This is a genomic window from Bacillus cereus group sp. BfR-BA-01311, from assembly GCF_022664295.1.
Classification (GTDB): Bacteria; Bacillota; Bacilli; order Bacillales; family Bacillaceae_G; genus Bacillus_A; species Bacillus_A cereus.
On record NZ_JAKUHC010000001.1, the window covers coordinates 497,552 to 520,507 of the forward strand.

A 22,956-nucleotide genomic window follows, 5' to 3' on the forward strand; every position below is an offset into this window, starting at 1 on the left:
GATGTTAGAGCTAAAAAATGTTTGTAAAAGTTATCAAGATTTTGCAGTGAAAAATATAAGTTTTGCATTACCACGAGGATATATTATGGGGTTTGTCGGACCAAATGGTGCTGGGAAAAGTACAACGATCAAAATGATTATGAATTTAATTAGAAAAGATAGCGGCGATATAAAAATTTTTGGCAAAGACAATAAGAAAGCCGAAAAGGACATAAAACAGAATATTGGTTTTGTATATGATGAAAATCATTATTACGAAGATTTAACGTGTGAACAAATGAAACGTATTATTGCACCGTTATATAAAAAGTGGGACGAAGAGCAGTATCAATCGTATATGCATAGATTGCAAGTTCCAAAGTATAAAAAAATTAAAGAGCTATCTAAAGGGATGAAAATGAAGTTTGCGATTGCCATCGCACTTTCGCACCACGCAGAGTTTATTATTATGGACGAACCGACAGCAGGGTTAGATCCAGTTGTTCGAAGTGAATTACTTGATATGTTGCAAGAAATTGTAATGGAAGATGAAGTATCCGTATTATTCTCAACGCACATTACAACAGATTTAGAGCGCATTGCAGATTATATTACGTTTATCAACGATGGAGAAATTATATTTACTGGTGAAAAAGAAGACTTAATGGAGAACTACGTAATCGTAAAAGGAAGTAATGATTTATTAGACCGAGAAGGAAAAGAACTATTTGTTGGATTACGAAAAAATAAATTTGGTTTTGAAGGTTTAGCGAAGGATAAACAAACAATTATCGATTGGTTTGGAAATGAGGTTGTACTAGAAAAGCCTACATTAGATGACATTATCGTTTACACTGCGAAAGGGAGAGGTGCCTATGCGTCAGCTCGTATATAAAGATTTGTTCTTTTTTCGGGTAATTTGGTTAGTGAATCTTGTTATGCCCCTTTTGTTCTTTATGTTAGATGCAAGTGGTGAATTGTTATTTCCAATGAGTTGTCTATTTATAACCTTTTCATCGGTTATGACGTTAACCGTTATGGATGAAAGAAATAAAAGTGACATTGTTATAAATAGTTTACCGGTAAGTCGAAAGGATATCATAATTGCTAGATATATTTCCTGTGCAATATTCATTGTTGGTGCCATTCTCTCTACGATGTTAGTTGTTTTTCTTATAAGGGGTATTGTGGTTATTAGTGATATCGGTGTATATCATCCTAATCTATACATTGAAATTCCATGGTATGAAGTCATAAATGGAGCTGTTTATGCCGCATTTTTTGTTGTCACGTTTTTCCCTAGTTATTATGGTACAAAATCGAAGGTAGTAAGAAGTATAGGATCAGCAGCATCAATAGGAGTGGGTGTAATTCTTTGGATATTTATTAGTGATGGGCTGAATGAAACAACATCTTCATTCAGTGAGTGGATTATGAATCCAGTACATATTGGTGTATTTATAGTTGGAGGAATGATATTAGCTAGTGTCTATATCGCTTCTATGTTTCTTACAATTAAAATTTATGAAACGCGTGATTTATAGAGAGGAGAATTCATATGCAACAGTTGATTTTGAAGGAGTTTTTTTTACAGAAGAAGATGTTTCCTTTCTATTTTTTAATCCCTATTTTATCTATTTTTAAGAATTCCGTCGAACCAATGGGGATTGCAATAGGAGTATTTATAACATGTAGTACGATTATATATATTTCTTTTTATTATGACGAGAAAAGTAAAGCAGAAAAAGTGTTAGTGAGTTTGCCTATAGCGAGAAAAGAGATAATTATAGCTAAATATATTTCAAGCACATTATTTATTATGGCTGGTTTGAGTGTAACTTTTATAGTCGTAATATTAGGAAATATTTTATTGAACAGAGATATAGTTATGCCTGGGTATGCAATATTTTCAGCAATAGTAGCAACTTTGATTTATTGTGCAGTAACGATACCGACTAATTACATTGGGGGATATAAAGTTATTACTGTCTTAAATTTGATTATGCTTTTTCCTTTAATGGGTATGATTGGTCTTATGTGCAATATTTTTGGTGATAAAACAATTATGTTAAAAGTACTCCACTCTCAAGAGGCTACACTAGCAATGGGTGTTCTTAGTATTGGAGTGTTAGTAAGTATAGTCATATCAATGTTTCTCTCAATGAAAATGTTTCAGGAGGCAGAGTTATAGAAGGAGCATTTTCATATTAGGAGGGGGAATACATGATCAAGCAACTAATTTTAAAAGATTTCATTATTCAATGGAAATTTTTAATTTGGTACATACTGTACCCTGTTTTCTTTTATATGGCCTTAAAAGATACGGAAAATCTGTTCATAATTATGTCAGTAATTATTACAATTGGGGCAACAGTAAAAACATTTGAAGCAGATAGTAAAAATGAGAGTGAAGTTATAGTAAATAGTTTACCAATATTGAGAAAACAAATTGTGTATGCGAAATATATAGTAGCAATAATTATTCTTTTTATAAGTGTAACGGTCGGTTGTTTCACGATAGGAATGAAGAGCGGGGTTAACTTATTTGAATTTATTGAAACGACAATGGTTGCTAGTATTAGCTTTATTTTATTGTATTTAAGCTTTGTTTTACCAATAGCCTTTTGGCTAGGGTATAAGAAATCCATTTTCATTACGATAGTAATATTCATGGCACCGATAGTTGTTTTAGAAGCTTTGTTTCAAATCAACTTAGAACAAATTCAACTATATAACAGCTTGTTATTCATTAGTTCAATATGCATGTTCATAATATCTATCTTTGTTTCAGTAAAAATATATGAACAAAGAGAATTTTAAAAGGTGCCTTAAAAAAGGCACCTTCTTCAATAACGACAATACGAGAGCAGTAGTTTATAAAAAGAAACGCTATTTGGTACATCTTTCGGAGTATGTAATATAAAGCTGAAAACGATGATGAGAATAAGAAATAGGAAAAATAAAAATAGGATTTGCTTATGTATAGAATTTTGCATATTATTCACTCCTTTTTTTAGGTAGTATGTCCAAAAGAAAGGAGTGTATGAAAAATGTTAGGAGGGGAGAATGATGAACAAAAGAAAATGGTTATATAGAATAGGAATATTTTTATTTTCAATCGGTCTCATATTAGCAAATGTTTACTCGGATATACCACCGTTATTTCCAGGTTTACATAAAAGGGTTGGTATAAGTATTGCCATAGTTGGTCTGTTTTGGCTTATCACATCTAACTTCTACAGAAAGTCTGAATGAATATAAAAAAGGACAGTTACTCTTTTTCAGAAGTACTGTCCTTTTTTAATAACTTATTCCATAGTTTGGCGATACTCCATATAATGACGATTGCAATGGAGGCGATAATGGACCAAACAATTGATATAATTTCAAGTGTCATGTTAGGAAGGAATGTGAGAATGGATAATACTTTATGAAACAATGATTCTATTATATGAAAACTTATTTGTAATAGAATGACGATACCAAGTGTGATCCATGCTAATATTTTCTTTCCTTGTTCTTTCCACATGACATTCACCTCACGTTAGCTTAATAGTTTTAAGCCAACAGCGCCGCATAGAATACAGCTTAAGAAAGCAAGACGACGCCAATCCGCTGATTCTCGGAAAATGAGAATGCCTAGAAGTGCACTTCCAGCAGTTCCGATTCCAGTCCAAATTGCGTAAGCAGTTCCCATCGGTAATGTGTTCATCGCAAGAGATAAGAAGAAGAAGCTTACGCCGAAGTTAGCGATTAAAATAACTTTTGGTGCCCAGCCTTTCTTTTCAGTGGCTACTTTCATAAAGAGTACACCAATAATTTCACAAATACCAGCTAGAATTAAAAATACCCAAGCCATTTTATGCGGCCTCCTTCGCTTCTTTTTCTTCTGTTACTCGTTTTAAACCAATTACTCCGAAGAAGATTAAACCGATTAATAAAACTTTTACGATAGAGAAAGGTTCTCCGAAGATGAAAATCTCTGTAAGAACGATTCCACCAGCTCCGATTCCTGTAAAGACTGCGTATACAGTGCCGACAGGTAAATCTTTATAAGCTCTAAATAATAAGACGAAACTAATTGTAATTAATAGAGCAACACCAGCCCATTCAAGTGGTGCCTCTGCTTTTTTTAGTCCAATCACCCAAAATATTTCAATAATACCAGCGATGATTACATAAATCCATGCCATATGTCATTTCTCCTTCCTACCAGTCGTTAGGTAAAGGGCTTAAAAACGACGCATTGCAAAGGAGCAATCCGTCAGTTTGAAAGTCCGCGCCAAAATACTTTCCAAGAAGCGTCTAAACGTGTCTCAAAACGATTTAAACCCGCGTATAATAGTTCAACCATAAGACCGTCGAGTAAGCATAGAAAAGCCTCTAAGGCGTCTTTTACTTCAATGTTATGCAGCTCATCTTGTTCGCTTGCTCTTTTAAATACAGGGAATAAAAGTTTTCCGACGTTTTCAATGTGTACATTTGCTTTATTAATAATTTGTTCGCGAAATGCATCAGGCGGAAAATAAGAAGTTCGTAACCAAAACATTGATTCTTCACTTTCACCAAATCGTTTTGCATACCCTTTTAATAATTTTAAAAGCAATTCTTCAGTGGACGAATTGGAAAAGCTTTCGATATCGCCTGTGAAGCTCTGCAAATCTTTTTGAAGAGCAGATTCTAAGCATATGAAATATAGCTCTTCTTTTCCTTTAAAGTGTGCGTAAATCGATGGTTTTTTAATCCCAACTTCTTGAGCAATATTTGCCAATGAAGTTCCTTCATAGCCGTAGCGTGCGAAATGAGAAAGTGCTACAGCTTTAATGCGGTTTGCTGTCATTTTCATCCCCTACCTACCGTTCGTTAGGTTCATTATATGAAATGGGAAATATAAAGTCAATAGGTGAAGAGCTGAGAAAGAGCGTTATAAGTAACGCTCTTTTTAGACAGTCTCTCGCTCAATTAAATGGAATGAAAGTTCTTTTGCACTGCCGACAATTTGCTCGCTTTGGATCTGCTTATGGAATAAAGAAAAAGCATGTGAGCCCATTGCGAGACCGGGATGTTCAATTGTGGAAATTTCTAATGCCTTTGAAATTTCATGATTATCAAATCCAAGGATAGCAAGGTCTTCAGGTACTCGAATACCATGTTTTCGAGCCTCTGTTAATAAACCAGCTGCAACTTGATCGTTCGCTGTGAAAATAGCAGTTAGACGATTTTTCATATTTAAAATACGATGGAGTATTTGTGCTCCGTCCTGCATTGTATAGCATTGGTGGAAAATCCATTCAGGATGCAACGTTTTCCCTTCGTTACGAAGTGTATCGGCGAACGCTTTTTCGCGCTCCATGGAATTTACACTTGTTTTTCTTGCTAAACAAATTCCGATTTTTTCATGGCCTCTACTTAGTAAATAGGCAGTACCAAGACGGAAACCTTCATAATGATCTACGTAGATGGATGAAATGAGGGGATGCTTCATTTTTTCACATGAAATAATAGGGGCAAATTTTGCAAAAGGTTCGATTTGTTCCCAAGAGCTCGTTCGGGAGCAAATAATCATCCCATCAAATTGTTTCATTTTCATCATTTCAAGAACACGAATTTCTTCAATGCTATCGTAATTCGTTTGACATAAATTAATATGATACCCAGCTAATAACGCTTCGTTTCCGATTCCTTCAATAATCGTACTGAAGTAGGGGAGGTTAATGAAAGGAAGCATAACGCCAATTGTATATGTTTTCCCTCTTATTAAATGGACAGCATTTATATTTTTTGCGTAGTTTAATTCTTCAACAGCATCTAGAACACGCTTACGCTTTTCTTCTTTTACGTAAGGGTGATTATTCAGGACACGAGAAACAGTTGATATCGATACACCAGCAGTTTTAGCAATTTGTTTTATATTGGCCATATGTATCACCTCTTTCCCTTATTATAAAGGGAAAATAATAAGAAAGAAAAAATCTTGACCTGAAAAGCTTTTCACAAACTATGGTATTAATAAGACTTCTTTTTATTCGCGTAACCTTTTCACTTGGGCGTAAGAATGATAGAGGTCTTTTTTGTTTGCAAAAAGTGTTGTCAAAATGTGTGAGAATAACGTGGAAAGTTTTCAAAGGTGGAGTTTGGTGACAAAGCGAATATGAAGAGAATATCAACGCTTCGTTCGTTAAGAGAGCGGTATGAAAGGGCGGAAACAAATTGAAAAAAAGAATCATTTGTTTCGTGTTTTCTAGTTTCGTGCTTAGTTCGTGCTCGTTTCAGCAAACGATGCAAGAAGAAAAACACTTTGTGGGAACAACGGGAGGAGCTATGGATCGTGTTACAGATCCTATTCCGCTAAAGGAACTTCCAAAATATTTTCCGGTGAAGTTTAAAGTTCCAACGTTTTTACCGTACGATATTACAAGTGATGTGAAGGGGGAAGTAAGAACGCTTGGGAAAAAGAACACTGTCTTAACGATTAAATATAAACAGAAAGAACCAGGTAGAAATGAGTATATTGAGTTAAATGTCGCGAACTTTCCTTATAGTTTTCCGGATCTTGTGGAAGAGAAGCGATTTCAAGAACAAATGAAACTGAATAATGGAACGTCTGCTTATTTTAAAAATAAAGATGATTATGAACGTGGTGACGAATTTGCTACGCTTATATGGAAAGAGAAAGGAATTGAATATCAACTGCTGTATCGGAATGTAGAAGAGAACGATGAAAAGGTAATCAAGCAGAATTTATTATACATTGCGAATAAGATGAAATGAAAAAACTAGCTGATTTATTCAGCTAGTTTTTTGTATGTTATTATTTCTTTTTAATTTTGCCTGTCCAAGATTTAAATCCACCTTGTAATTGGTAGAAATCTTTGTAGCCTTGTTTTTTTAAGTATTGCGCTGCACGACCTGTACGGAATCCGCTTTGGCAATATAAGTAAACAGGTTGATCTTGACGAAGTTCTTTATGGCGAAGGCGAATTTGTGATAACGGAATGTTACGTGCACCTAAAATATGCCCTGCGTTATATTCGTCTGCTTCACGAATATCGATAAGCTGTGCTTTACGGTAGCCAGCGCGAAATTCTTCTTCTGTAAGAGTTTTAATTAATTTTTTCTGATAGAAGTACATCCATACAGTGTAGCCGATAAATGCTACGATTACGGCTAATAAAATAATCCAAGTTGTTGACACGATTCTATCGCTCCCTTTTTTCTTATCCTACTTTCAATATTATAATGCCCTTATGTATTTATGCAACAGATTCATTTGCATATAAGAAGAAATTTCGTATTCTTTCACAAATTTTGTCGAATTTGGTAGACTAGAGAATGTGAAAAATAATTGGTTATATGAGGTGCAGGATGGGAAAAGAAAAATGGTGTTATATTAACTCTGGTCAATGTTCACCGGCATTTAATATGGCGTTAGATGAATGTTTATTAAATTGGCAAAGTGAAAAGAAAATGCCACCAACAATTCGTTTTTATGAATGGGAAGTACCAACATTAACAGTTGGGTATTTTCAACGTGTTGAAAAAGATATTAATATGGATGTAGTTAACGAAAAGAAATATGGATTCGTTCGTCGTCAAACAGGCGGCAGGGGTGTACTACATGACAAAGAGTTAACGTATAGTGTTATTGTGTCTGAAGATCATCCGAATATGCCGAAAACAGTTACAGAAGCGTATCGTGTTATTTCGCAAGGTTTATTAGATGGTTTTAAGGCATTAGGGTTAGAAGCATATTATGCAGTTCCAAAAACAGAAGCAGATCGTGAAAATTTAAAAAATCCACGTTCCGGCGTATGTTTTGATGCACCATCTTGGTATGAAATTGTAGTGGAAGGACGAAAAATTGCTGGTAGTGCTCAAACGCGTCAAAAAGGTGTTATTCTACAGCATGGATCGATTCCATTAGAAATTGATTTAGATGAACTATATGATCTATTTTTATTCCCAAATGAACGTGTGAAGGAACGCATGAAGAGTATGTTCTCTTCTAAAGCAGTAGCAATTAATGAATTAACAGACCGTACATTTACGATAGAACAGTTAATTAAAGCGTTTGAAGTTGGCTTTGAAAAAGGATTGGATGTAGAACTTGTTCCATATGAATTAACAGAAGAACAGTTACATGAAGTTCAAACGTTAGCGAAAGAAAAGTATGAAAGTAATGAGTGGAATTATAAAAAATAAGAGATGGCAATTGCCATCTCTTATTTTTTTATAGTAAATTAAGTACTTTTTCTACTTTGATTCCTTTATCTTGTAAAGAACGAAGGCGACTTACAACGTCCATAATTTCTTTGTCAAATGTAACGCTAATACCTTGGCTTTGTAGTTCTTCTTTTAAGCTTTCAATAGAATCATCTATGTCGATGCCAAGCTCGTAATCTTGACAAACTTCAATTGTCTTTTTCACGAGTTTAACATAATTTTCTTGTAGTTTTGAATTTGTTTCAGTCAAAGCAGGCTGCTTCGGTTTTGCAGGAGCAACCGGTGCTGTCTCTTGCTTTGTAACTGGAGTAGGGACCGCTTTTTTCACAGGCGCTGGAGTAACTAGTTCTACAGCTGCTTCTACGCTTACTGGCTTCGGTGTCGGTACCGGAGTAGGCTTAGGTGCCATAGCAGGTGTTTCCACACGCGTAACAGGCTTAGGAGCAGGCGTAATTGCTTTTGGAGCTTCTACAACTACTTCCTTTTTCGGTGCTGCTTCTACCTGTGTTTCTTCTTGCTCGGCAGCTTCTTTATTTTCTTTACTCCACATAACGCGTTCAATTTCTAGAGAAACATTGTTTTTGTTCATCGCTGTTAATGTAACTTTACCAACTTCAGCGTTTCCAGTGAAATCAACAATTTTATAAATAACACTCTTGTTCCAATCCACGTTTCCGCTCAAAAATAATTCTTCGTTACATTTCGGCGTTAAGCCCTCGATTTTAATTTCTGCGTTTACACCGTTTTCACTATATACCATAATTAGCGAAGCATTTACATCTTCGTCTGCTAACATTAGTTCACGTACCATTTTGCCGGTGCGTACTTGCGTTTTCTTCTTAACTGACATCTAATTTCTCCTCTCAAAAATTCAGTAATAATAAAAAAATCGTATAACGAAAAATAATTGCTCACGAAGATTTATGATACCGATAATAAAAGCATCACGTCAACAATTAACTTTAATTATTTTGCATTTTTCTTATTTTCTTTATGAAATTTTTCAATTTGTAAAATTAGACAGAAGAAAAAACAGCCTTTTGAAGGACTGTTAAAAATTTGATTTTTTATATAGTAATTTATATAAAATAAAAAATAAGATAGCAATTAAAGCATTTTGCCAAAAGTTTAGATGATAAATGAGATAAGGTTGCTTTTGGAAATAAATATTTAAGAATACAGCGGAACAAAATGGAGTAGCAAATGCGAATCCAAATAGAATTCTTCTTTTCCAATTCATTTTCTGATTAAAGGAGTAACGCTTTAATAAATATAAAATAAATAGTATACCTAGTATAATTATTGAAACAGACAAAGTAGTTCCAAGGATGCTAAAAGGCGGACTTGATAATGTATTGTTTTTTTCAAAGAAAAACATAAAAAATGAAATAATTGTATTTATGCCAAACTGTATAGCAAGAAGTAAGCTAATAGAAAATCCAATTAAAGAGGCTTTTTCTAACTTTGTTTGAGTTGGTAAAGCTGATATAAGTTCATCGCAATAAGATTGTAAATTATCTCCAAAGATGTCATAAGCGTTTTTATTTTCTGCTTGTGCTTCGATGAGGTGATCTAATATTTCTAGTAACAGTTCTTCCATTTGTTGCTCTGGCACGTTAGATAAACGAAGATAAACTAACATATCGCTATAAGCAACTTCATTTTCAGGTGTTAGAAGCTCACGTTTTTTATTATTCAATTCAATCATGTCTTGTGCATTCATCCCTATCACTCCCCCTGTAATAAGTTATTTACCGTAGTTGAAACCATTCCCCAGCTTTGTTTAAATTCTTCAAGCTGCTCTAATCCTTTATCGGTTATGTGATAATATTTTCGCTTTGGACCGAGTGAGGAAGCTTTTAATGTTCCTTCAATCAATTTTTCTTTTTGCATACGTAATAATAACGGATAGATGCTTCCTTCGCTTACGAATGTAAATCCGTGTTTATTTAATTTTGTGCTCAGTTCATATCCGTACACTTCTTCTTGTGAAATGATGTATAGGATGCAACCTTCTAATACACCTTTTAACATTTGGCTGTGCATGATTTCACCACCTTTTACTCAGGTAACTTGCGTTGCAAGGTAGCTGTTATCCAAATTATAACATTCAGTAACTTGCAACGCAAGTTACTGAAGTGGAAAACTTTAATGCGTGTTAATTTTTCAACGTTTCCCATACTAACGAGAGGGAGGGAAGCACATGAAACCATTTATGCCAAAACTCGTTTACTTTGAACCAAAGGCACTTGAATATCCGCTTGGAAAAGAGCTTTATGAGAAGTTTACGAAGATGGGATTAGAAATTCGTGAAACGACATCACATAATCAAATTAGAAATTTGCCAGGAGAAAATGATTTGCAAAAGTATCGTAATGCAAAGGCTACACTTGTCGTTGGAGTAAGGAAGACGCTAAAGTTTGATACGTCAAAACCGTCAGCTGAATATGCAATTCCGCTCGCAACAGGGTGTATGGGACATTGTCATTATTGCTATTTGCAAACAACACTTGGGAGTAAGCCTTACGTTCGTGTGTATGTCAATCTTGATGAAATATTTGAGAAGGCAAAGCAATATATGGATGAAAGGGCACCTGAAATAACAAGATTTGAAGCAGCGTGTACATCAGACATTGTTGGGATTGATCATTTAACACATGCATTAAAGCGGGCGATTGAATTCATTGGAGAAAGTGAATATGGGCGCTTACGTTTCGTCACGAAATATTCGCACGTTGATCATTTATTAGATGCAAAGCATAATGGGAAAACTCGTTTCAGGTTTAGTATAAATTCACGATATGTAATTAAAAATTTTGAACCAGGGACATCGCCATTTGAGGAGCGAATTGAGGCGGCACGTAAAGTAGCAGGTGCAGGTTATCCACTTGGTTTTATAGTCGCGCCACTTTATATGCATGAAGGATGGGAAGAAGGATATCGTGAACTATTTGAGCGACTGTACAATGCGCTGAAAGATATGACGATACCAAATTTAACGTTTGAATTAATTCAGCATCGTTTTACGAAACCAGCGAAAAAGGTTATTCAAGAGCGTTATCCAAATACGAAGCTTGAAATGGATGAAGAGAAGCGGAAGTATAAATGGGGACGATATGGCATCGGAAAATATGTATATAAAAAGGATGATGCAGCAGTATTGGAAGAAACGATAAGAGGTTATATAAATGAATTTTTTCCTAATGCAGAAATACAATATTTTACTTAAGGGGGGTCTGTATGCAAATACAGATTCTTTTTTGTTTTATATATTTAGGCTCGTTTTCAACTTGTCACGTTATTCTTTCTGGTGTATCATTTTATTGATTGCTTCGTACGGAATAAGCAAAATGAACTTGGATGGAGGAAACCGATGCCTACCCCTAGTATGGAAGATTATATTGAACAAATTTATTTGTTGATTGATGAAAAGGGTTACGCCCGCGTATCTGATATTGCTGAAGCGCTTAGTGTACATCCATCCTCTGTAACAAAAATGGTGCAAAAATTAGACAAAGATGAATATCTAATTTATGAAAAATATAGAGGGCTTGTATTAACAACAAAAGGTAAAAAAATCGGAGAACGTCTCGTATATCGTCATGACTTGCTAGAGCAATTTATGCGTATTATCGGTGTGGATGAAAGTAAAATTTACAATGATGTAGAAGGAATTGAACATCATTTAAGTTGGGAAGCGATTGATCGCATTGGTGATTTAGTGCAATACTTTGAACAAGATACAGTCCGAGTGGAAACACTTCGCGGTGTTCAAAGAGCAAATGAAGAGAAAAGTAATTAAGGGGAACGTATGGCGTTTCCTTTTTTATTTCAATTCGAAAAGGATGGGAGAATTATGAAAGCAATTATTTTTGATTTTGATGGATTAATTGTGGACACAGAAACGATATGGTTTCACTCTTTCAGAGATGCTGTTCGTGAATACGGCGGGGAACTACCTTTAGAGGAATTTGCGAAATGCATTGGAACAACAGATGAGGTACTTTATACATATCTAAATGATCAATTAAAAGAGAAGTTTAACAAAAGTGTATTAAAAGAAAAAGTGGCAACTTTACATAAAGAGAAAATGAGAATACCAGAAGCTCGTGACGGGGTAAAAGAATATTTAGAAGAAGCGAAAGAAATGGGATTAAAAATCGCACTAGCTTCTAGTTCTTCTAGAGAATGGGTTATTCATTTTTTAGAAGAGCTACAAATTCGAGAATATTTTGAAGTAATTAAAACGAGAGAAGATGTTGAGAAGGTAAAACCAGATCCAGCTCTTTATCGAGTTGCAATAGAAGAATTAGGAATTAAGCCATCTGAAGCTGTTGTATTTGAAGACTCATTAAATGGATTGAGAGCAGCAGTTGCAGCGGGATTAACGTGCGTTGTGGTACCTAATGATGTGACACGGAATTTACCGTTTGAAAATCATCATCTTCGAATTGAAAGTATGAGAGAGAAAAGTTTAAAAGAAGTGCTTCAAAGTATAAAAAAAGACCGTATTTCCTAAAAGGAAGCACGGTCTTTCTTTTTGCTTTTTTTGCCTTCAATGACAGTTAAATGAGACTGTTTTCTTTTTCGTTTCAAAGTGGAAGAATTCCCTTTTTTACTTTTGTCATTAGAAGTATTTGACTTAAAGAAAGAATTGCCTAGGGGTGCTACATTTTGTTTCCCATGTTTGCGGTTCGATTGTTTTGCCGCACGCTTATATGAGCTTTGCGAATTTGCGGAACCACTGGAATTTGTAAACATCTTGTATAGCAAGTAAAAGATACCGACAACAAGTAACATGTACCCGATATTTCTTAATACACCCATGGGATTTGTAATAACAGATGAAACAAGGCCGAATATTGCCAATCCGATAATAAGCACAAATATAGCGAAAGTAAACGAACGACCGTTCATAAGGGACACCTCCTAAAAACATATATTGAAATTAGTATATTAACGATGAGGAAAGGAGTTGAACACCATTTTTAAATAATTATTGTTTGTTCTCTAAACGTAATAATTCTTCAAACGATGCAATTGCTACTTCCACTTGATCATCTGTTGGTTCTTTCGTTGTTAATAGTTGTAGCCATAATCCAGGATATCCAAGTACGCGTAATACGGGAATGTCTCGTAATCGATTTGTAAATTGCAATACTTCAAAAGAAATACCAAGTACAACTGGAATTAATAAAATTCTGTTTATAACTCGTGCCCAAAGAGGATCTGTAGGGACTAGGAAATAAACGAACATTCCAATAATGACTGTAAATATAATAAAGCTACTGCCGCATCTATAATGGAGACGAGTTTGCTTTTGAACGTTTTCTACAGTCAGAGGAAGGTTATTCTCGTAAGCATTGATTACCTTATGCTCTGCACCGTGATACTGAAATACCCGCTTAATAAGTGGGGTTAAAGAAATAAAGTATATATAGCTCAATAATAGCATGAGCTTAATGACACTTTCGACAATGATTTGCCCAGTATGAGATGGGAAAATCGGTCTCGTTAATTCAGCTAATAGTGCAGGAACTGCTGTGAAAATGACTTTACCGAATATAAAAGATAAAACGCCAACAGCTGCAACTCCTAATACCATCGTTAATTTTGATTGTTCTTCTTTTTTATTTGCAATTTGTTCATCATCTTCTGGGTGGACGTCAAATCGTTCTGAAGCGAAGTTTAAATGCTTTGCTCCATTCGCACTTGCATCCACAATAGCGGCAATCCCTCGTAAAAATGGAATTTTTTTTAGGGTAGATAGTACTTTATTACGAACGCGTGGTAATCGATAAAATTCAATCGATTTATCTTTACGACGAACCGCTGTAACAGTATATTCTCTACCGCCAAACATAACTCCTTCTATGACCGCTTGCCCGCCATATATTTGTTTTGACTCTTCTGCCATGTTAACACCAACCTGTATTTGTTTCTCTCTTATGTAGAAAAAGAGGCAATTGTCATACTGGGTTCTGTCGTTTTGAAATAAGACAATCACCGAGTTTCCTTTATTTTATCGGCAAATACAAGTAGATGACAAGGGAAAATGTTATGAGAGTCGGACATTTCTTATTCTTTTTATAGACAAATTTCGCAGGATTTAAACATGCTTCAAAATAGTTTCGGGCATACTATTGAGCGGAGGTGTCGATGTGAGTCAAGAACAATTAGGAACAAGGAATTTTGTGCAGATTGGTTTGTTTGGTGGAATCTTTTGGGGCGGGATCTGGTATTTCCTTCATATATTTTCATTCACGGAGGCGGGACCGAATTATTTCCTTTTACCATTTGCGTTTGGAAGTTGGAAAGAGGGTGTATGGGGCAATGTGTTCGGAATAGTGTGTATGGGACTTCTTTCAATTTTGATCGCCTTTTTGTATAAAGCATTTTTTGCGAAGTTTGAAGGGATTATAGCGGGAATTATTTATGGGCTATTTTGGTGGGCACTACTGTTTTTGGGGATGGGTTTAATGGCTCCTGTTATTAAAAGTGCGCTCCATTTACCAAAAGAGACAATTGTGACGACAATATGTATTTTTATATTGTATGGTGTGTTTATAGCATATTCTGTTTCTTACGCAGTAAATAGCAATAAAGCAGAACAAGAAGGGCAAGAGAAGACGAACTATTCAAATAAGTAACTCCTATGTTAAAATATTGTATAGATATTTAATATTAAGGAGTTTTAAGAATATGAAAAAGTTACTCCTCGTAAACGGTCCTAACCTAAATCGCCTCGGTGTTCGTGAGGTAAATGTATATGGAAAGGGCACGCTAGCGACACTTGAAGCAGATATGAAGCAAGAAGCAGAAACAATGGGAGTGGAGTTAGAATGTTTCCAATCGAATCATGAAGGTGCCATTATCGACATTATTCATGAAGCGGAAGATATATATGAAGGGATCATTTTAAATCCGGGAGCATTTACGCATTATAGCTATGCGATTCGTGATGCCATTGCGAGCATTTCGATTCCTGTTATTGAAGTACATATTTCTAACATTCATCAGCGTGAATCGTTCCGTCATGAATCTGTGACGGCAGCTGTTTGTGCAGGTCAAATTGTAGGATTTGGTTTTTATGGCTATAAGTTAGCGTTATTTGCATTAATGGAGAAATTGAGGGAGGCATAAAGTAATGGAGAAAATTGAAAGATTACGAAGTGCATTTGATGAGGCTGGCATTGACGGTATTTTGTTAACAAATGAACATAGTCGTAGATATATGGCTAACTTCACAGGAACAGCAGGCGTTGTTCTTATTTCAAAAGATCGTGCTCAATTTATTACAGATTTCCGTTACGTCGAGCAGGCAAGTAAACAAGCGGTTGGATATGAGGTTGTACAGCACGCAGGATTGATCATTGATGAAGTGGCAAAGCAAGTGAAAGAGCTTGGAATTCAAAAACTTGGTTTTGAGCAAGATACTCTTACATATAGTTCTTATTCAGTGCATAAGGAAGCGATTGATGCTGAATTTATCCCGACTTCTGGACTTGTAGAAAAGTTACGCTTGATAAAGACTGATTCAGAGATTAAGATATTAAAGGAAGCTGCACAGATTGCAGATGCTGCCTTTGAGCATATTCTATCATTCATTCGCCCGGGAGTATCTGAAATTGAAGTGTCAAATGAACTTGAATTTTTCATGAGAAAACAAGGAGCAACATCTTCTTCGTTTGATATTATCGTTGCTTCAGGTCTTCGTTCGGCATTACCGCACGGCGTGGCATCTGAAAAAGTGATAGAAACAGGAGATTTCGTTACATTAGACTTCGGCGCTTATTACAAAGGATATTGTTCTGATATTACTCGTACGATTGCAGTCGGTGAACCATCTGATAAATTAAAAGAAATTTATAATATCGTTTTAGAAGCACAACTACGTGGTGTGAACGGTATTAAAGCTGGTTTAACAGGTCGCGAGGCTGATGCGCTAACGCGTGACTACATAACGGAAAAAGGATATGGTGAATACTTTGGACACTCTACTGGTCATGGAATAGGTCTTGAAATCCATGAAGCACCAGGTTTAGCGTTCCGTTCTGATACAGTACTTGAACCAGGTATGGCTGTAACAGTAGAGCCAGGTATTTATATTCCAGGTATTGGCGGCGTACGTATTGAAGATGATATCATTGTGACAAGTGAAGGTAATGAAGTAATTACGAAATCACCAAAAGAACTTATTATTTTGTAATACACAGGAGGATTTTTTTACATGATTTCAGTAAACGATTTTCGTACAGGTTTAACAATTTCAGTGGACAATGCCCTTTGGCAAGTACTTGATTTCCAACACGTAAAGCCAGGTAAAGGTGCTGCATTCGTTCGTTCTAAACTACGTAATCTTCGCACAGGTTCTGTTCAAGAGAAAACATTCCGTGCAGGTGAGAAAGTAGAAAAAGCACACATCGAAAACCGTCGTATGCAATACTTATACGCAAGCGGTGAGGCTCACGTATTTATGGATAACGGAACTTATGAGCAAATCGAACTTGGTGAAAAACAAATCGAGCGCGAGCTTAAATTCCTAAAAGAAAACATGGAAGTAGCAATTATGACTTACCAAGGCGAAGTACTTGGTGTTGAACTTCCAAACACAGTTGAATTACAAGTTACAGAAACAGAGCCTGGTATTAAAGGTGATACTGCTTCTAACGTAACAAAACCAGCTACATTAGAAACTGGTCTTGTTGTACAAGTACCAATCTTCATTAACGAAGGCGAAATGCTTATCATCAACACTGGTGAAGGTAAATACGTTTCTCGTGCATAGTAAAAAAACACTCGTGATAATTCACGAGTGTTTTTTTTATAGGAAATAGGGTAGATAGTAAATAGCTGTTACTATAAAACTGACTAAAACAAGTGAAAGAGTACCCATAATAGATGGAGTCAAAACAATTTGAAATGGTTTTATTTCGCCAGTCTCAACGCCAGTTAATGTTTTACTTATTGCGTGATCTGTAATGTTATTTCTATGGTTACTCATAATAATTAACCACATAATTGCAAATATTGCTAAACTACCAAGGAAAAAGGTCTCTATAAATGACCAACCGACTAATAATGAAAAAAGATAAATAAGAGCTAATTCTACTACAACGGTTAAACTAATTTTCAATGCCTTCATATTTTTCCTCCTCATTCTGTAATTTCAACCAGTTTAAAAAATTTTCACGTGACACGACATGCAGAGAGCAAGGTGACCTTACTTCTTTCTCTAGTGCAGCGTGTTCGTCTGGAAACTTGTTTTCCACATGCAATGAAATATAGGGTAGTTTTTCTTGTGCTTTTAGTGAGCGGATATTATTCGTTTTAGCACCAGCAAATACGTAGGAAAGTTGTAAGTCTAAAAAGGCGATTTTAAAGATTTCTTTTTTAGTAGCCTCGTTATAGCCTTTTCCCCAGTATGGATAGCCAATCCAACTACCAATGTGAGATTGCTTTTTTTCATTATTAATATGTTTAAGTGTGGTGAGGCCAATTATTTCATTTTCTTCATTCACAATCATTCTCGATAAGGATTTCTTTTGACGCTCTTCTTCTATTGCGAAAAGAAGAAATGTTTTCGTGTCTTCGATGTTTTCTACCGTTATCCCCAATGCATTTTTTATATGTGGATCACTTGATAGCTCGAAAATCACATTTGTATAGCATAAATCTAGTGGTAATAAAGTGACGTGCTGCATGGTTTAAACCCCTTTCAAACTAAATATACCATAATATACCATAAAATAATATGAATATTCAGATTCTAATTCAGACTTTAGAGAAAAATTATGTTTTTACTTCTGAAATAGACAACCTCTGCATATGGTTGTACAAATATATTCTTTTTTAGAATACGAAGTTAGTAACTGTTACGGGAGAAGGTGGAAGAATGAAACAGTGGCTAGCGGCAATGGAAACATCCGTGCTTGTTATGGGGGCACTTCGATTATTTTCAGGTAGTGCGGAGATATTTGCTGCTTTGCTTATGCTTTATGTGAATGATGCGAAGAAAGCGTTGTTTATAAATGGTATGTTGGCGTTTGTTGGACCTACCGTATTAATTTTAACAATGACAATTGGGATAGCGAGTGTAGCAAGTGAAATTTCTTTCTTGAAGCTCTTTTTTCTAGCGCTTGGGATTTGCTGTATTTTTATCGCATTACTGAAATAGTAAGTCGAGTATAGTGGGGAGAAGCCGATGAAAGAGGTATTAGAAGTTTTACCAAAAACGATGAAGTACTTAATTGAAGAATGTAAGCAATACGATGCTTTAGAGGAAATTCGTGTTCGAATTGGAAGGCCGCTAGAGTGTATTGCACACGGAAAGGTGTTTTTTTATGACTATATCACTACTGCAGAGGATGCTATTTACTTATTGAATAAATTAAGTCAATTCTCAATTTATACGATGGAAGAGGAATTAAAACGTGGGTATGTGACGCTTCGCGGGGGGCATAGAATCGGGTTAGCAGGAAAAGTCATTACAGAAAAAAGCGCAGTGAAAATGATTCGTGATGTCTCTTCCTTTAATATTCGTATTGCTCGTCAAAAAATAGGGATTGCTGAACCGCTTTTGCCATATTTGTATGAAAAAAGGTGGTTAAACACGATGGTAATTGGCCCTCCCCAAACGGGAAAAACGACACTTTTAAGAGATGTAGCACGTTGCATGAGTCAAGGGGTAAGTGCTTCGGAAATTCCTTCCTGTAAAGTGGGGATCGTTGATGAACGGTCAGAAATTGCTGGCTGTGTGAAAGGAATCCCGCAATATGATTTTGGTACCCGAGTCGATGTGTTAGACGCATGTCCAAAGGCAGAAGGAATGATGATGATGATTCGTTCTATGAGTCCTGATATTTTGATCGTAGATGAAATTGGCCGTAAAGAAGATAGTGAAGCAATTATGGAGGCAGTGCATGCAGGTGTTCAGCTTTTTATAAGCGCACACGGATTTTCCTATGAGGATGTTGTGAGACGTCCATCGCTCAAGGCAGTGCTAGAGCTTGGTATATTTGATAGGTTTGTGGAGTTGTCAAAAGCGAGGGGTCCAGGAACGGTTATGCAGGTGAAAGATAAATATGGAAAACCAGTGTTATCAAATAGAAAGGCTGAGGGCGTATGGTGAAAATATTTGGTGCAGTGTTAATCGTTGCGGTCAGCACCTTTTTCGGGTTTTCGTACGCTAAAAGATACAGTGAGAGGCCGAGGCAACTTAGGTTATTAAAATCAGCACTTCAATCATTAGAGGCAGAAATTATGTATGGACACACACCTTTATCTGAGGCTGCCGAGCGATTAGTTAAACAAATGCCAAAGCCATTAAATTGGATATTTCAAAGTTTCGCTAAAAAACTAGAAAGTGGAGAACAAACGGTAAGGGAAGCTTGGATAGATAGTTTGAAAGAGAATTGGAAGTTGACGGCTTTTCAACAAACCGAGTATGAAATACTGCAGCAATTTGGTGAAACGCTCGGGCAACATGATCGTGAATCACAACAAAAACATATTCGCTTATGTATTACACATTTGGAGAGAGAAGAAGAGGAAGCGAAAGCTTTACAACTGCAATACGAAAAAATGATTAAGAGCTTAGGGGTACTAGCAGGGCTACTAATTGTAATTTTACTGCTATAGGGGGGAGAAAGGCGATGTCCATTGATGTTGGATTAATATTTCAAATCGCCGGAATCGGCATTGTTTTAGCTTTCATTCATACTGTACTAAAAGAATTGAAGCGTGAGGATATTGCAAATTGGGTTATCCTTGTCGGTTTTGTCGTCATTTTATTTCATGTTGCATTTTTAATTAATACGCTATTCGACAAGATTAAAAGTGTCTTTCTCTTCCAGTAAAGGAGGCGGTTCGAATCGAAATTATACAAATTGTCGGATTAGGCCTCGTTGCTACGTTTTTAGCTGCTGTTTTGAACCAGCATAAATCTAGTATTACATCTTTATTTATTGTGTTCGTAGGTAGCGTGATGTTTCTTATTTTAATCGATCAAATTCATTCTATTTTACAAATGATTGAGAGAGTAGCGAGTGAAGCGAAAGTTAGTAACGTCTACGTGGAAACGTTACTAAAGATTATTGGAATTGCTTATATTGCCGAGTTTGGAGCTCAAATTACAAAAGATGCTGGTCAAGGTGCCATCGCTTCGAAAATTGAACTTGCTGGGAAAATCTTAATTCTCGTTATGGCAATTCCTATTTTGACGGTTGTAATTGAAACTATTCTCGGATTTTTACCGACGGGATAAGGGGGAGTGAATGTTGAGGTGGTTTGGAGCTAAGCTGCTATTTGCTTGCTTCCTTTTCTTTTCTTTACCGGTTGTTGTACAAGCTTCTCCTGTAGAAACAAACGTCGTTGATCAACAATTGGATAAGCTCGGAATTGAAGATGTGAAGCAATTTTGGGACGGGCTTGTTACAAAATATGGAGGCTATTTGCCAGAGAGTCAAAAAGGGAGTTTTATGGAGTTTGTAAAGGGAGAAAAAGAATTCTCTCTAAAAGAGTGGATGATAGGGTTATTAAAATATTTATTTCATGAGCTTGCAGCTAATGGAAAACTGCTTGGCACACTCATTATGCTCACAATCTTTAGTGCATTGTTGCAATCACTGCAATCCGCTTTTTCAAAAAGTAGTGTAAGCAAAATTGCTGATGCTGTTGTATATATGGTACTTATTATTTTTGCTTTAAATAGTTTTTATGTCGTTATGACATATGCAAGAGAAACGATACAAACAATGGTAGATTTCATATTAGCGCTATTGCCAATTTTATTGGCGCTTATAGCGACTGGTGGCGGGGTTGTATCTGTATCTTTCTTTCATCCGATTATCATTTTCTTAATGAATACAAGCGGGCTTCTTATGAATTATATCGTTCTACCGCTTTTATTACTGGCAACGATATTAAGTATTGTAAGTACAATGAGTGATCAATATAAAGTGACGAAATTGTCCAAGCTTCTGCAAAACGTTAGCGTTGGGATTATCGGTATTTTCTTAACGATTTTTTTAGGAGTATTATCTGTACAAGGAACAGCAACAGCCGTCGCTGATGGAATAGCTGTGAAAACTGCTAAATTTGTAACAGGGAACTTCATTCCAGTAGTCGGAAGGATGTTTACAGAAGCGGCAGATACTGTTATTAGCGCATCAGGATTATTGAAAAACACAGTCGGAATTATTGGACTCGTCATTTTATGTTTAATTGTTGCTTTTCCAGCGATTCAAATTTTCTGTATCGCATTTATTTATAAATTCGCAGCAGCAGTATTGCAACCGGTTGGCGGCGGAGCAATTATTCAATGCTTAGACATTATTGGACGAAGCATCATTTACGTATTTGCTTGCTTAGCTATCGTATCATTTATGTTCTTTTTAAGTATTACAATTATTATTGCTGCGGGGAATATTACACTTATGATGCGGTAGGAGGTGAAGAGTATGCAATTTGTTACAGAGTGGATCAGAAATATTATCGTTTTTTTGCTCTTAGCAACAATGCTTCATCTTATTCTTCCAAATTCGAATTTGCAAAAATACGTTAAATTCGTTGTAAGTCTTTTGTTAGTCGTATTAATTTTAACACCTCTTTTTAAACTATTGCAGACAGATGTAAATGAAGTAATTGCAAATTTTAATGAAGAAAAGTACGTAGCAGAAGGATCTGTAAAAAATTCAATAGATTCGAAGAAAAAAGAAATACAAGCTCTAACACGTGCATATAGTTTAGAAGAGATGGCTACCAAAATGAAAAAAGAAGTAGGAAAAGAGTTTGAGAAACAGTATGGTATGACTGTCTCCGAAATACAAATAGTCGCAGCGGAAAGCACAGCGGAAGTAAAGTCAGCGAAAGATATTCAATCTGTTGTTGTGACGTTAAAAGAAAAAGAACGTAGTAAAAATGATGCAATCGAAACAGTAAAACCAGTTGAAATTAACACGAAAGAACCACCGAAAAAAGTAGAGGAAACGAATGTAGAAATGAAAGACTTCTTTTCAAGCAGGTGGCAACTAGAGAATAAACAAATCCAAGTTCAAATGGAAGGGAGGACAGGTAGAGTAAATGGACAATAAAGATAAAAATTCGAAGTTCTCATTTTTTCGAAACTTATTGAATGGAGATGAAAAAGAAAGTAATGAGAAGGGTAAAAAGGTAACACCTAAGTTCTTACTTGTCCTACTCATACTTGGAATTTTGCTTATGTTTTCTAGTAGTTTTTTTTCAAGTAAAAAAGAAGAAGTACCTGTATTTAAAGAACAAAAAACTCAAAACCAGGAAAAAGATGTACCAACTTTTGGACAAAAAAATAATGATAATATGTCAAATGTAGAAAAATATGAAAAAGCGTATGAACAAGAATTAAAAACTGCTTTAGAAGAAATAGCAGGAGTAAAAGACGTAACGATTAAAGTGAATTTAGATTCATCTGAAGAAAAAATTTTAGAAAAAAATACAGTGAAACGCTCACAAACAACAGGTGAAACAGATAAAACAGGCGGTAAGAGAGAAGTAGAGGACGAGTCTCTTGATGAAAAGACTGTCATTATACGTGAAGGGGATAAAGAAACTCCTGTTGTTTTACGAACAGAGAAGCCGAAAGTACGTGGTGTTCTTGTCGTAGCAAAGGGAGTGGATAATATACAAGTTAAAGCAATGGTAAAAGAAGCTGTGATAAGGCTGCTAGATGTACCGGCCCATCGCGTTTCAGTTTCACCGAAAAATTGATAGGGAGGA

At 35.6% G+C, this 22,956-nt stretch carries 35 protein-coding genes; 22 read left to right on the forward strand and 13 right to left on the reverse strand.

Annotated elements, in window-relative coordinates; genetic code table 11:
- The first annotated feature begins 1 nt into the window (after position 1).
- The 5 genes from MR136_RS02635 (at position 2) to MR136_RS02655 (ending at position 3,234) form a co-directional block, all read left to right on the forward strand.
- Entirely contained in the window at positions 2-874 is an 873-nt protein-coding gene (locus MR136_RS02635) for an ABC transporter ATP-binding protein (RefSeq protein ID WP_000891311.1), read from the forward strand.
- Positions 855-1,523 (forward strand): ABC-2 transporter permease, encoded by a 669-nt coding sequence (locus MR136_RS02640; RefSeq protein ID WP_017673555.1) that lies wholly within the window; start codon positions 855-857, stop codon positions 1,521-1,523. Before MR136_RS02635 ends, MR136_RS02640 begins: the two co-directional genes overlap by 20 nt.
- 14 nt (positions 1,524-1,537) lie before the next feature.
- On the forward strand, positions 1,538-2,170 hold the full coding sequence (locus tag MR136_RS02645; RefSeq protein ID WP_017673556.1) for an ABC-2 transporter permease: 633 nt from the start codon (positions 1,538-1,540) through the stop codon (positions 2,168-2,170).
- A gap of 32 nt (positions 2,171-2,202) precedes the next feature.
- The gene (locus MR136_RS02650; RefSeq protein ID WP_017673557.1) at positions 2,203-2,799 is read left to right on the forward strand and encodes an ABC-2 transporter permease; all 597 of its coding nucleotides are present in this window, start codon (positions 2,203-2,205) and stop codon (positions 2,797-2,799) included.
- 246 nt (positions 2,800-3,045) lie between these two features.
- Positions 3,046-3,234 carry a hypothetical protein gene (locus MR136_RS02655; protein ID WP_031312228.1) on the forward strand — a complete coding sequence of 63 codons (189 nt, stop codon included), beginning with the start codon at positions 3,046-3,048 and terminating at the stop codon, positions 3,232-3,234.
- Positions 3,235-3,250: 16 nt separating this feature from the next.
- Here MR136_RS02655 and MR136_RS02660 read toward each other — a convergent pair whose 3' ends face one another.
- The 5 genes from MR136_RS02660 to MR136_RS02680 form a co-directional block, all read right to left on the reverse strand.
- Positions 3,251-3,508, reverse strand: coding sequence for a DUF3975 family protein (locus tag MR136_RS02660; RefSeq protein ID WP_000265430.1), 258 nt, complete (start codon positions 3,506-3,508; stop codon positions 3,251-3,253).
- A gap of 15 nt (positions 3,509-3,523) precedes the next feature.
- A complete protein-coding gene (locus tag MR136_RS02665; protein ID WP_000312623.1) occupies positions 3,524-3,838 on the reverse strand; it encodes a DMT family transporter in 315 nt (104 codons plus the stop codon).
- A gap of 1 nt (position 3,839) precedes the next feature.
- The gene (locus MR136_RS02670; protein ID WP_000312339.1) at positions 3,840-4,172 is read right to left on the reverse strand and encodes a DMT family transporter; all 333 of its coding nucleotides are present in this window, start codon (positions 4,170-4,172) and stop codon (positions 3,840-3,842) included.
- Positions 4,173-4,243: 71 nt separating this feature from the next.
- Positions 4,244-4,825: a TetR/AcrR family transcriptional regulator gene (locus tag MR136_RS02675; protein ID WP_002005730.1), complete on the reverse strand. Its 582-nt coding sequence runs from the start codon at positions 4,823-4,825 to the stop codon at positions 4,244-4,246.
- A 96-nt stretch (positions 4,826-4,921) separates the two neighbouring features.
- A complete protein-coding gene (locus MR136_RS02680) occupies positions 4,922-5,899 on the reverse strand; it encodes a LacI family DNA-binding transcriptional regulator (RefSeq protein ID WP_242259251.1) in 978 nt (325 codons plus the stop codon).
- A gap of 314 nt (positions 5,900-6,213) precedes the next feature.
- On the opposite strand from MR136_RS02680, the gene MR136_RS02685 reads away from it, so the two are divergent.
- Positions 6,214-6,750, forward strand: coding sequence for a hypothetical protein (locus MR136_RS02685; RefSeq protein ID WP_033666640.1), 537 nt, complete (start codon positions 6,214-6,216; stop codon positions 6,748-6,750).
- A gap of 40 nt (positions 6,751-6,790) precedes the next feature.
- Here MR136_RS02685 and MR136_RS02690 read toward each other — a convergent pair whose 3' ends face one another.
- Complete coding sequence (locus tag MR136_RS02690) at positions 6,791-7,174, reverse strand: rhodanese-like domain-containing protein (RefSeq protein ID WP_000108653.1); 384 nt, start codon at positions 7,172-7,174, stop codon at positions 6,791-6,793.
- Between the two features lie 170 nt (positions 7,175-7,344).
- Here MR136_RS02690 and MR136_RS02695 point away from each other — a divergent pair, with 170 nt between their 5' ends.
- The gene (locus MR136_RS02695) at positions 7,345-8,181 is read left to right on the forward strand and encodes a lipoate--protein ligase family protein (RefSeq protein WP_000514081.1); all 837 of its coding nucleotides are present in this window, start codon (positions 7,345-7,347) and stop codon (positions 8,179-8,181) included.
- Positions 8,182-8,209: 28 nt separating this feature from the next.
- Here MR136_RS02695 and MR136_RS02700 read toward each other — a convergent pair whose 3' ends face one another.
- The 3 genes from MR136_RS02700 to MR136_RS02710 all read right to left on the reverse strand — a co-directional run bounded on the left by MR136_RS02700 (position 8,210) and on the right by MR136_RS02710 (position 10,248).
- Entirely contained in the window at positions 8,210-9,052 is an 843-nt protein-coding gene (locus MR136_RS02700) for a hypothetical protein (protein ID WP_000111900.1), read from the reverse strand.
- Between the two features lie 201 nt (positions 9,053-9,253).
- The gene (locus tag MR136_RS02705; RefSeq protein ID WP_061457702.1) at positions 9,254-9,925 is read right to left on the reverse strand and encodes a DUF1129 family protein; all 672 of its coding nucleotides are present in this window, start codon (positions 9,923-9,925) and stop codon (positions 9,254-9,256) included.
- Between the two features lie 5 nt (positions 9,926-9,930).
- Positions 9,931-10,248, reverse strand: a complete 318-nt coding sequence (locus MR136_RS02710; RefSeq protein WP_000556078.1) for a PadR family transcriptional regulator — start codon at positions 10,246-10,248, stop codon at positions 9,931-9,933.
- 157 nt (positions 10,249-10,405) lie between these two features.
- Here MR136_RS02710 and splB point away from each other — a divergent pair, with 157 nt between their 5' ends.
- From splB to MR136_RS02725, 3 genes are all read left to right on the forward strand, one after another.
- Entirely contained in the window at positions 10,406-11,431 is a 1,026-nt protein-coding gene (gene splB, locus MR136_RS02715) for a spore photoproduct lyase (RefSeq protein ID WP_000802107.1), read from the forward strand.
- Between the two features lie 144 nt (positions 11,432-11,575).
- Positions 11,576-12,004: a transcriptional regulator MntR gene (gene mntR, locus MR136_RS02720; RefSeq protein ID WP_001143085.1), complete on the forward strand. Its 429-nt coding sequence runs from the start codon at positions 11,576-11,578 to the stop codon at positions 12,002-12,004.
- A gap of 54 nt (positions 12,005-12,058) precedes the next feature.
- Complete coding sequence (locus MR136_RS02725) at positions 12,059-12,721, forward strand: HAD family hydrolase (RefSeq protein WP_025687934.1); 663 nt, start codon at positions 12,059-12,061, stop codon at positions 12,719-12,721.
- On the opposite strand, the gene MR136_RS02730 is transcribed toward MR136_RS02725, so the two are convergent.
- Complete coding sequence (locus MR136_RS02730; protein ID WP_001014463.1) at positions 12,718-13,119, reverse strand: SA1362 family protein; 402 nt, start codon at positions 13,117-13,119, stop codon at positions 12,718-12,720. The genes MR136_RS02725 and MR136_RS02730 overlap by 4 nt on opposite strands.
- 79 nt (positions 13,120-13,198) lie before the next feature.
- On the reverse strand, positions 13,199-14,119 hold the full coding sequence (locus tag MR136_RS02735) for a DUF1385 domain-containing protein (RefSeq protein ID WP_000807121.1): 921 nt from the start codon (positions 14,117-14,119) through the stop codon (positions 13,199-13,201).
- A gap of 244 nt (positions 14,120-14,363) precedes the next feature.
- On the opposite strand from MR136_RS02735, the gene MR136_RS02740 reads away from it, so the two are divergent.
- Genes MR136_RS02740 through efp form a run of 4 tightly spaced genes read left to right on the forward strand, consistent with a single transcriptional unit; the run spans position 14,364 to position 16,990 of the window.
- Positions 14,364-14,852: a YqhR family membrane protein gene (locus MR136_RS02740; RefSeq protein ID WP_000076881.1), complete on the forward strand. Its 489-nt coding sequence runs from the start codon at positions 14,364-14,366 to the stop codon at positions 14,850-14,852.
- Between the two features lie 52 nt (positions 14,853-14,904).
- Complete coding sequence (aroQ, locus tag MR136_RS02745; RefSeq protein WP_000735140.1) at positions 14,905-15,345, forward strand: type II 3-dehydroquinate dehydratase; 441 nt, start codon at positions 14,905-14,907, stop codon at positions 15,343-15,345.
- Positions 15,346-15,349: 4 nt separating this feature from the next.
- The gene (gene pepQ / locus MR136_RS02750) at positions 15,350-16,411 is read left to right on the forward strand and encodes a Xaa-Pro dipeptidase (protein WP_000411040.1); all 1,062 of its coding nucleotides are present in this window, start codon (positions 15,350-15,352) and stop codon (positions 16,409-16,411) included.
- Between the two features lie 21 nt (positions 16,412-16,432).
- Positions 16,433-16,990 carry an elongation factor P gene (efp, locus tag MR136_RS02755; protein ID WP_000626516.1) on the forward strand — a complete coding sequence of 186 codons (558 nt, stop codon included), beginning with the start codon at positions 16,433-16,435 and terminating at the stop codon, positions 16,988-16,990.
- A gap of 36 nt (positions 16,991-17,026) precedes the next feature.
- On the opposite strand, the gene MR136_RS02760 is transcribed toward efp, so the two are convergent.
- Entirely contained in the window at positions 17,027-17,347 is a 321-nt protein-coding gene (locus MR136_RS02760) for a hypothetical protein (RefSeq protein WP_000645572.1), read from the reverse strand.
- Positions 17,328-17,906: a GNAT family N-acetyltransferase gene (locus MR136_RS02765; protein WP_001164987.1), complete on the reverse strand. Its 579-nt coding sequence runs from the start codon at positions 17,904-17,906 to the stop codon at positions 17,328-17,330. The genes MR136_RS02760 and MR136_RS02765 overlap by 20 nt, the downstream gene beginning before the upstream one ends.
- A 191-nt stretch (positions 17,907-18,097) precedes the next feature.
- Between MR136_RS02765 and MR136_RS02770 the strand changes: the two genes are divergently transcribed.
- Genes MR136_RS02770 through spoIIIAG form a run of 8 tightly spaced genes read left to right on the forward strand, consistent with a single transcriptional unit; the run spans position 18,098 to position 22,947 of the window.
- The gene (locus tag MR136_RS02770) at positions 18,098-18,379 is read left to right on the forward strand and encodes a YqhV family protein (RefSeq protein WP_000816050.1); all 282 of its coding nucleotides are present in this window, start codon (positions 18,098-18,100) and stop codon (positions 18,377-18,379) included.
- A gap of 27 nt (positions 18,380-18,406) precedes the next feature.
- A complete protein-coding gene (gene spoIIIAA, locus MR136_RS02775) occupies positions 18,407-19,333 on the forward strand; it encodes a stage III sporulation protein AA (protein WP_000665905.1) in 927 nt (308 codons plus the stop codon).
- Positions 19,327-19,842: a stage III sporulation protein SpoIIIAB gene (gene spoIIIAB, locus MR136_RS02780; RefSeq protein WP_000238702.1), complete on the forward strand. Its 516-nt coding sequence runs from the start codon at positions 19,327-19,329 to the stop codon at positions 19,840-19,842. Before spoIIIAA ends, spoIIIAB begins: the two co-directional genes overlap by 7 nt.
- 14 nt (positions 19,843-19,856) lie before the next feature.
- The gene (gene spoIIIAC, locus MR136_RS02785; RefSeq protein WP_000020914.1) at positions 19,857-20,060 is read left to right on the forward strand and encodes a stage III sporulation protein AC; all 204 of its coding nucleotides are present in this window, start codon (positions 19,857-19,859) and stop codon (positions 20,058-20,060) included.
- 23 nt (positions 20,061-20,083) lie between these two features.
- On the forward strand, positions 20,084-20,467 hold the full coding sequence (gene spoIIIAD / locus MR136_RS02790) for a stage III sporulation protein AD (protein ID WP_077393170.1): 384 nt from the start codon (positions 20,084-20,086) through the stop codon (positions 20,465-20,467).
- Between the two features lie 10 nt (positions 20,468-20,477).
- The gene (spoIIIAE, locus tag MR136_RS02795) at positions 20,478-21,650 is read left to right on the forward strand and encodes a stage III sporulation protein AE (RefSeq protein WP_242259252.1); all 1,173 of its coding nucleotides are present in this window, start codon (positions 20,478-20,480) and stop codon (positions 21,648-21,650) included.
- Between the two features lie 12 nt (positions 21,651-21,662).
- Positions 21,663-22,295 carry a stage III sporulation protein AF gene (gene spoIIIAF / locus MR136_RS02800; protein WP_001161054.1) on the forward strand — a complete coding sequence of 211 codons (633 nt, stop codon included), beginning with the start codon at positions 21,663-21,665 and terminating at the stop codon, positions 22,293-22,295.
- Positions 22,285-22,947: a stage III sporulation protein AG gene (spoIIIAG, locus tag MR136_RS02805; RefSeq protein WP_000368873.1), complete on the forward strand. Its 663-nt coding sequence runs from the start codon at positions 22,285-22,287 to the stop codon at positions 22,945-22,947. Before spoIIIAF ends, spoIIIAG begins: the two co-directional genes overlap by 11 nt.
- The last annotated feature ends 9 nt before the right edge of the window (positions 22,948-22,956 follow it).

Excerpts from the sequence above, each read along its gene's own strand:
- spoIIIAG (WP_000368873.1), top strand. The coding sequence starts at position 22,285 with ATGGACAATAAAGATAAAAATTCGAAGTTCTCATTTTTTCGAAACTTA.
- spoIIIAF (WP_001161054.1), top strand. The coding sequence starts at position 21,663 with ATGCAATTTGTTACAGAGTGGATCAGAAATATTATCGTTTTTTTGCTC.
- MR136_RS02760 (WP_000645572.1), bottom strand. The coding sequence starts at position 17,347 with ATGAAGGCATTGAAAATTAGTTTAACCGTTGTAGTAGAATTAGCTCTT.
- splB (WP_000802107.1), top strand. The coding sequence starts at position 10,406 with ATGAAACCATTTATGCCAAAACTCGTTTACTTTGAACCAAAGGCACTT.
- MR136_RS02680 (WP_242259251.1), bottom strand. The coding sequence starts at position 5,899 with ATGGCCAATATAAAACAAATTGCTAAAACTGCTGGTGTATCGATATCA.
- MR136_RS02670 (WP_000312339.1), bottom strand. The coding sequence starts at position 4,172 with ATGGCATGGATTTATGTAATCATCGCTGGTATTATTGAAATATTTTGG.
- MR136_RS02655 (WP_031312228.1), top strand. The coding sequence starts at position 3,046 with ATGATGAACAAAAGAAAATGGTTATATAGAATAGGAATATTTTTATTT.
- MR136_RS02645 (WP_017673556.1), top strand. The coding sequence starts at position 1,538 with ATGCAACAGTTGATTTTGAAGGAGTTTTTTTTACAGAAGAAGATGTTT.
- spoIIIAA (WP_000665905.1), top strand. The coding sequence starts at position 18,407 with ATGAAAGAGGTATTAGAAGTTTTACCAAAAACGATGAAGTACTTAATT.
- MR136_RS02735 (WP_000807121.1), bottom strand. The coding sequence starts at position 14,119 with ATGGCAGAAGAGTCAAAACAAATATATGGCGGGCAAGCGGTCATAGAA.
- MR136_RS02770 (WP_000816050.1), top strand. The coding sequence starts at position 18,098 with ATGAAACAGTGGCTAGCGGCAATGGAAACATCCGTGCTTGTTATGGGG.
- MR136_RS02665 (WP_000312623.1), bottom strand. The coding sequence starts at position 3,838 with ATGGCTTGGGTATTTTTAATTCTAGCTGGTATTTGTGAAATTATTGGT.
- aroQ (WP_000735140.1), top strand. The coding sequence starts at position 14,905 with ATGAAAAAGTTACTCCTCGTAAACGGTCCTAACCTAAATCGCCTCGGT.
- mntR (WP_001143085.1), top strand. The coding sequence starts at position 11,576 with ATGCCTACCCCTAGTATGGAAGATTATATTGAACAAATTTATTTGTTG.
- efp (WP_000626516.1), top strand. The coding sequence starts at position 16,433 with ATGATTTCAGTAAACGATTTTCGTACAGGTTTAACAATTTCAGTGGAC.
- MR136_RS02640 (WP_017673555.1), top strand. The coding sequence starts at position 855 with ATGCGTCAGCTCGTATATAAAGATTTGTTCTTTTTTCGGGTAATTTGG.
- MR136_RS02710 (WP_000556078.1), bottom strand. The coding sequence starts at position 10,248 with ATGCACAGCCAAATGTTAAAAGGTGTATTAGAAGGTTGCATCCTATAC.
- MR136_RS02765 (WP_001164987.1), bottom strand. The coding sequence starts at position 17,906 with ATGCAGCACGTCACTTTATTACCACTAGATTTATGCTATACAAATGTG.
- MR136_RS02705 (WP_061457702.1), bottom strand. The coding sequence starts at position 9,925 with ATGAATGCACAAGACATGATTGAATTGAATAATAAAAAACGTGAGCTT.
- spoIIIAB (WP_000238702.1), top strand. The coding sequence starts at position 19,327 with ATGGTGAAAATATTTGGTGCAGTGTTAATCGTTGCGGTCAGCACCTTT.
- pepQ (WP_000411040.1), top strand. The coding sequence starts at position 15,350 with ATGGAGAAAATTGAAAGATTACGAAGTGCATTTGATGAGGCTGGCATT.
- MR136_RS02695 (WP_000514081.1), top strand. The coding sequence starts at position 7,345 with ATGGGAAAAGAAAAATGGTGTTATATTAACTCTGGTCAATGTTCACCG.
- MR136_RS02700 (WP_000111900.1), bottom strand. The coding sequence starts at position 9,052 with ATGTCAGTTAAGAAGAAAACGCAAGTACGCACCGGCAAAATGGTACGT.
- MR136_RS02650 (WP_017673557.1), top strand. The coding sequence starts at position 2,203 with ATGATCAAGCAACTAATTTTAAAAGATTTCATTATTCAATGGAAATTT.
- MR136_RS02660 (WP_000265430.1), bottom strand. The coding sequence starts at position 3,508 with ATGTGGAAAGAACAAGGAAAGAAAATATTAGCATGGATCACACTTGGT.
- spoIIIAC (WP_000020914.1), top strand. The coding sequence starts at position 19,857 with ATGTCCATTGATGTTGGATTAATATTTCAAATCGCCGGAATCGGCATT.
- spoIIIAE (WP_242259252.1), top strand. The coding sequence starts at position 20,478 with ATGTTGAGGTGGTTTGGAGCTAAGCTGCTATTTGCTTGCTTCCTTTTC.
- MR136_RS02675 (WP_002005730.1), bottom strand. The coding sequence starts at position 4,825 with ATGAAAATGACAGCAAACCGCATTAAAGCTGTAGCACTTTCTCATTTC.
- MR136_RS02635 (WP_000891311.1), top strand. The coding sequence starts at position 2 with ATGTTAGAGCTAAAAAATGTTTGTAAAAGTTATCAAGATTTTGCAGTG.
- MR136_RS02725 (WP_025687934.1), top strand. The coding sequence starts at position 12,059 with ATGAAAGCAATTATTTTTGATTTTGATGGATTAATTGTGGACACAGAA.
- MR136_RS02730 (WP_001014463.1), bottom strand. The coding sequence starts at position 13,119 with ATGAACGGTCGTTCGTTTACTTTCGCTATATTTGTGCTTATTATCGGA.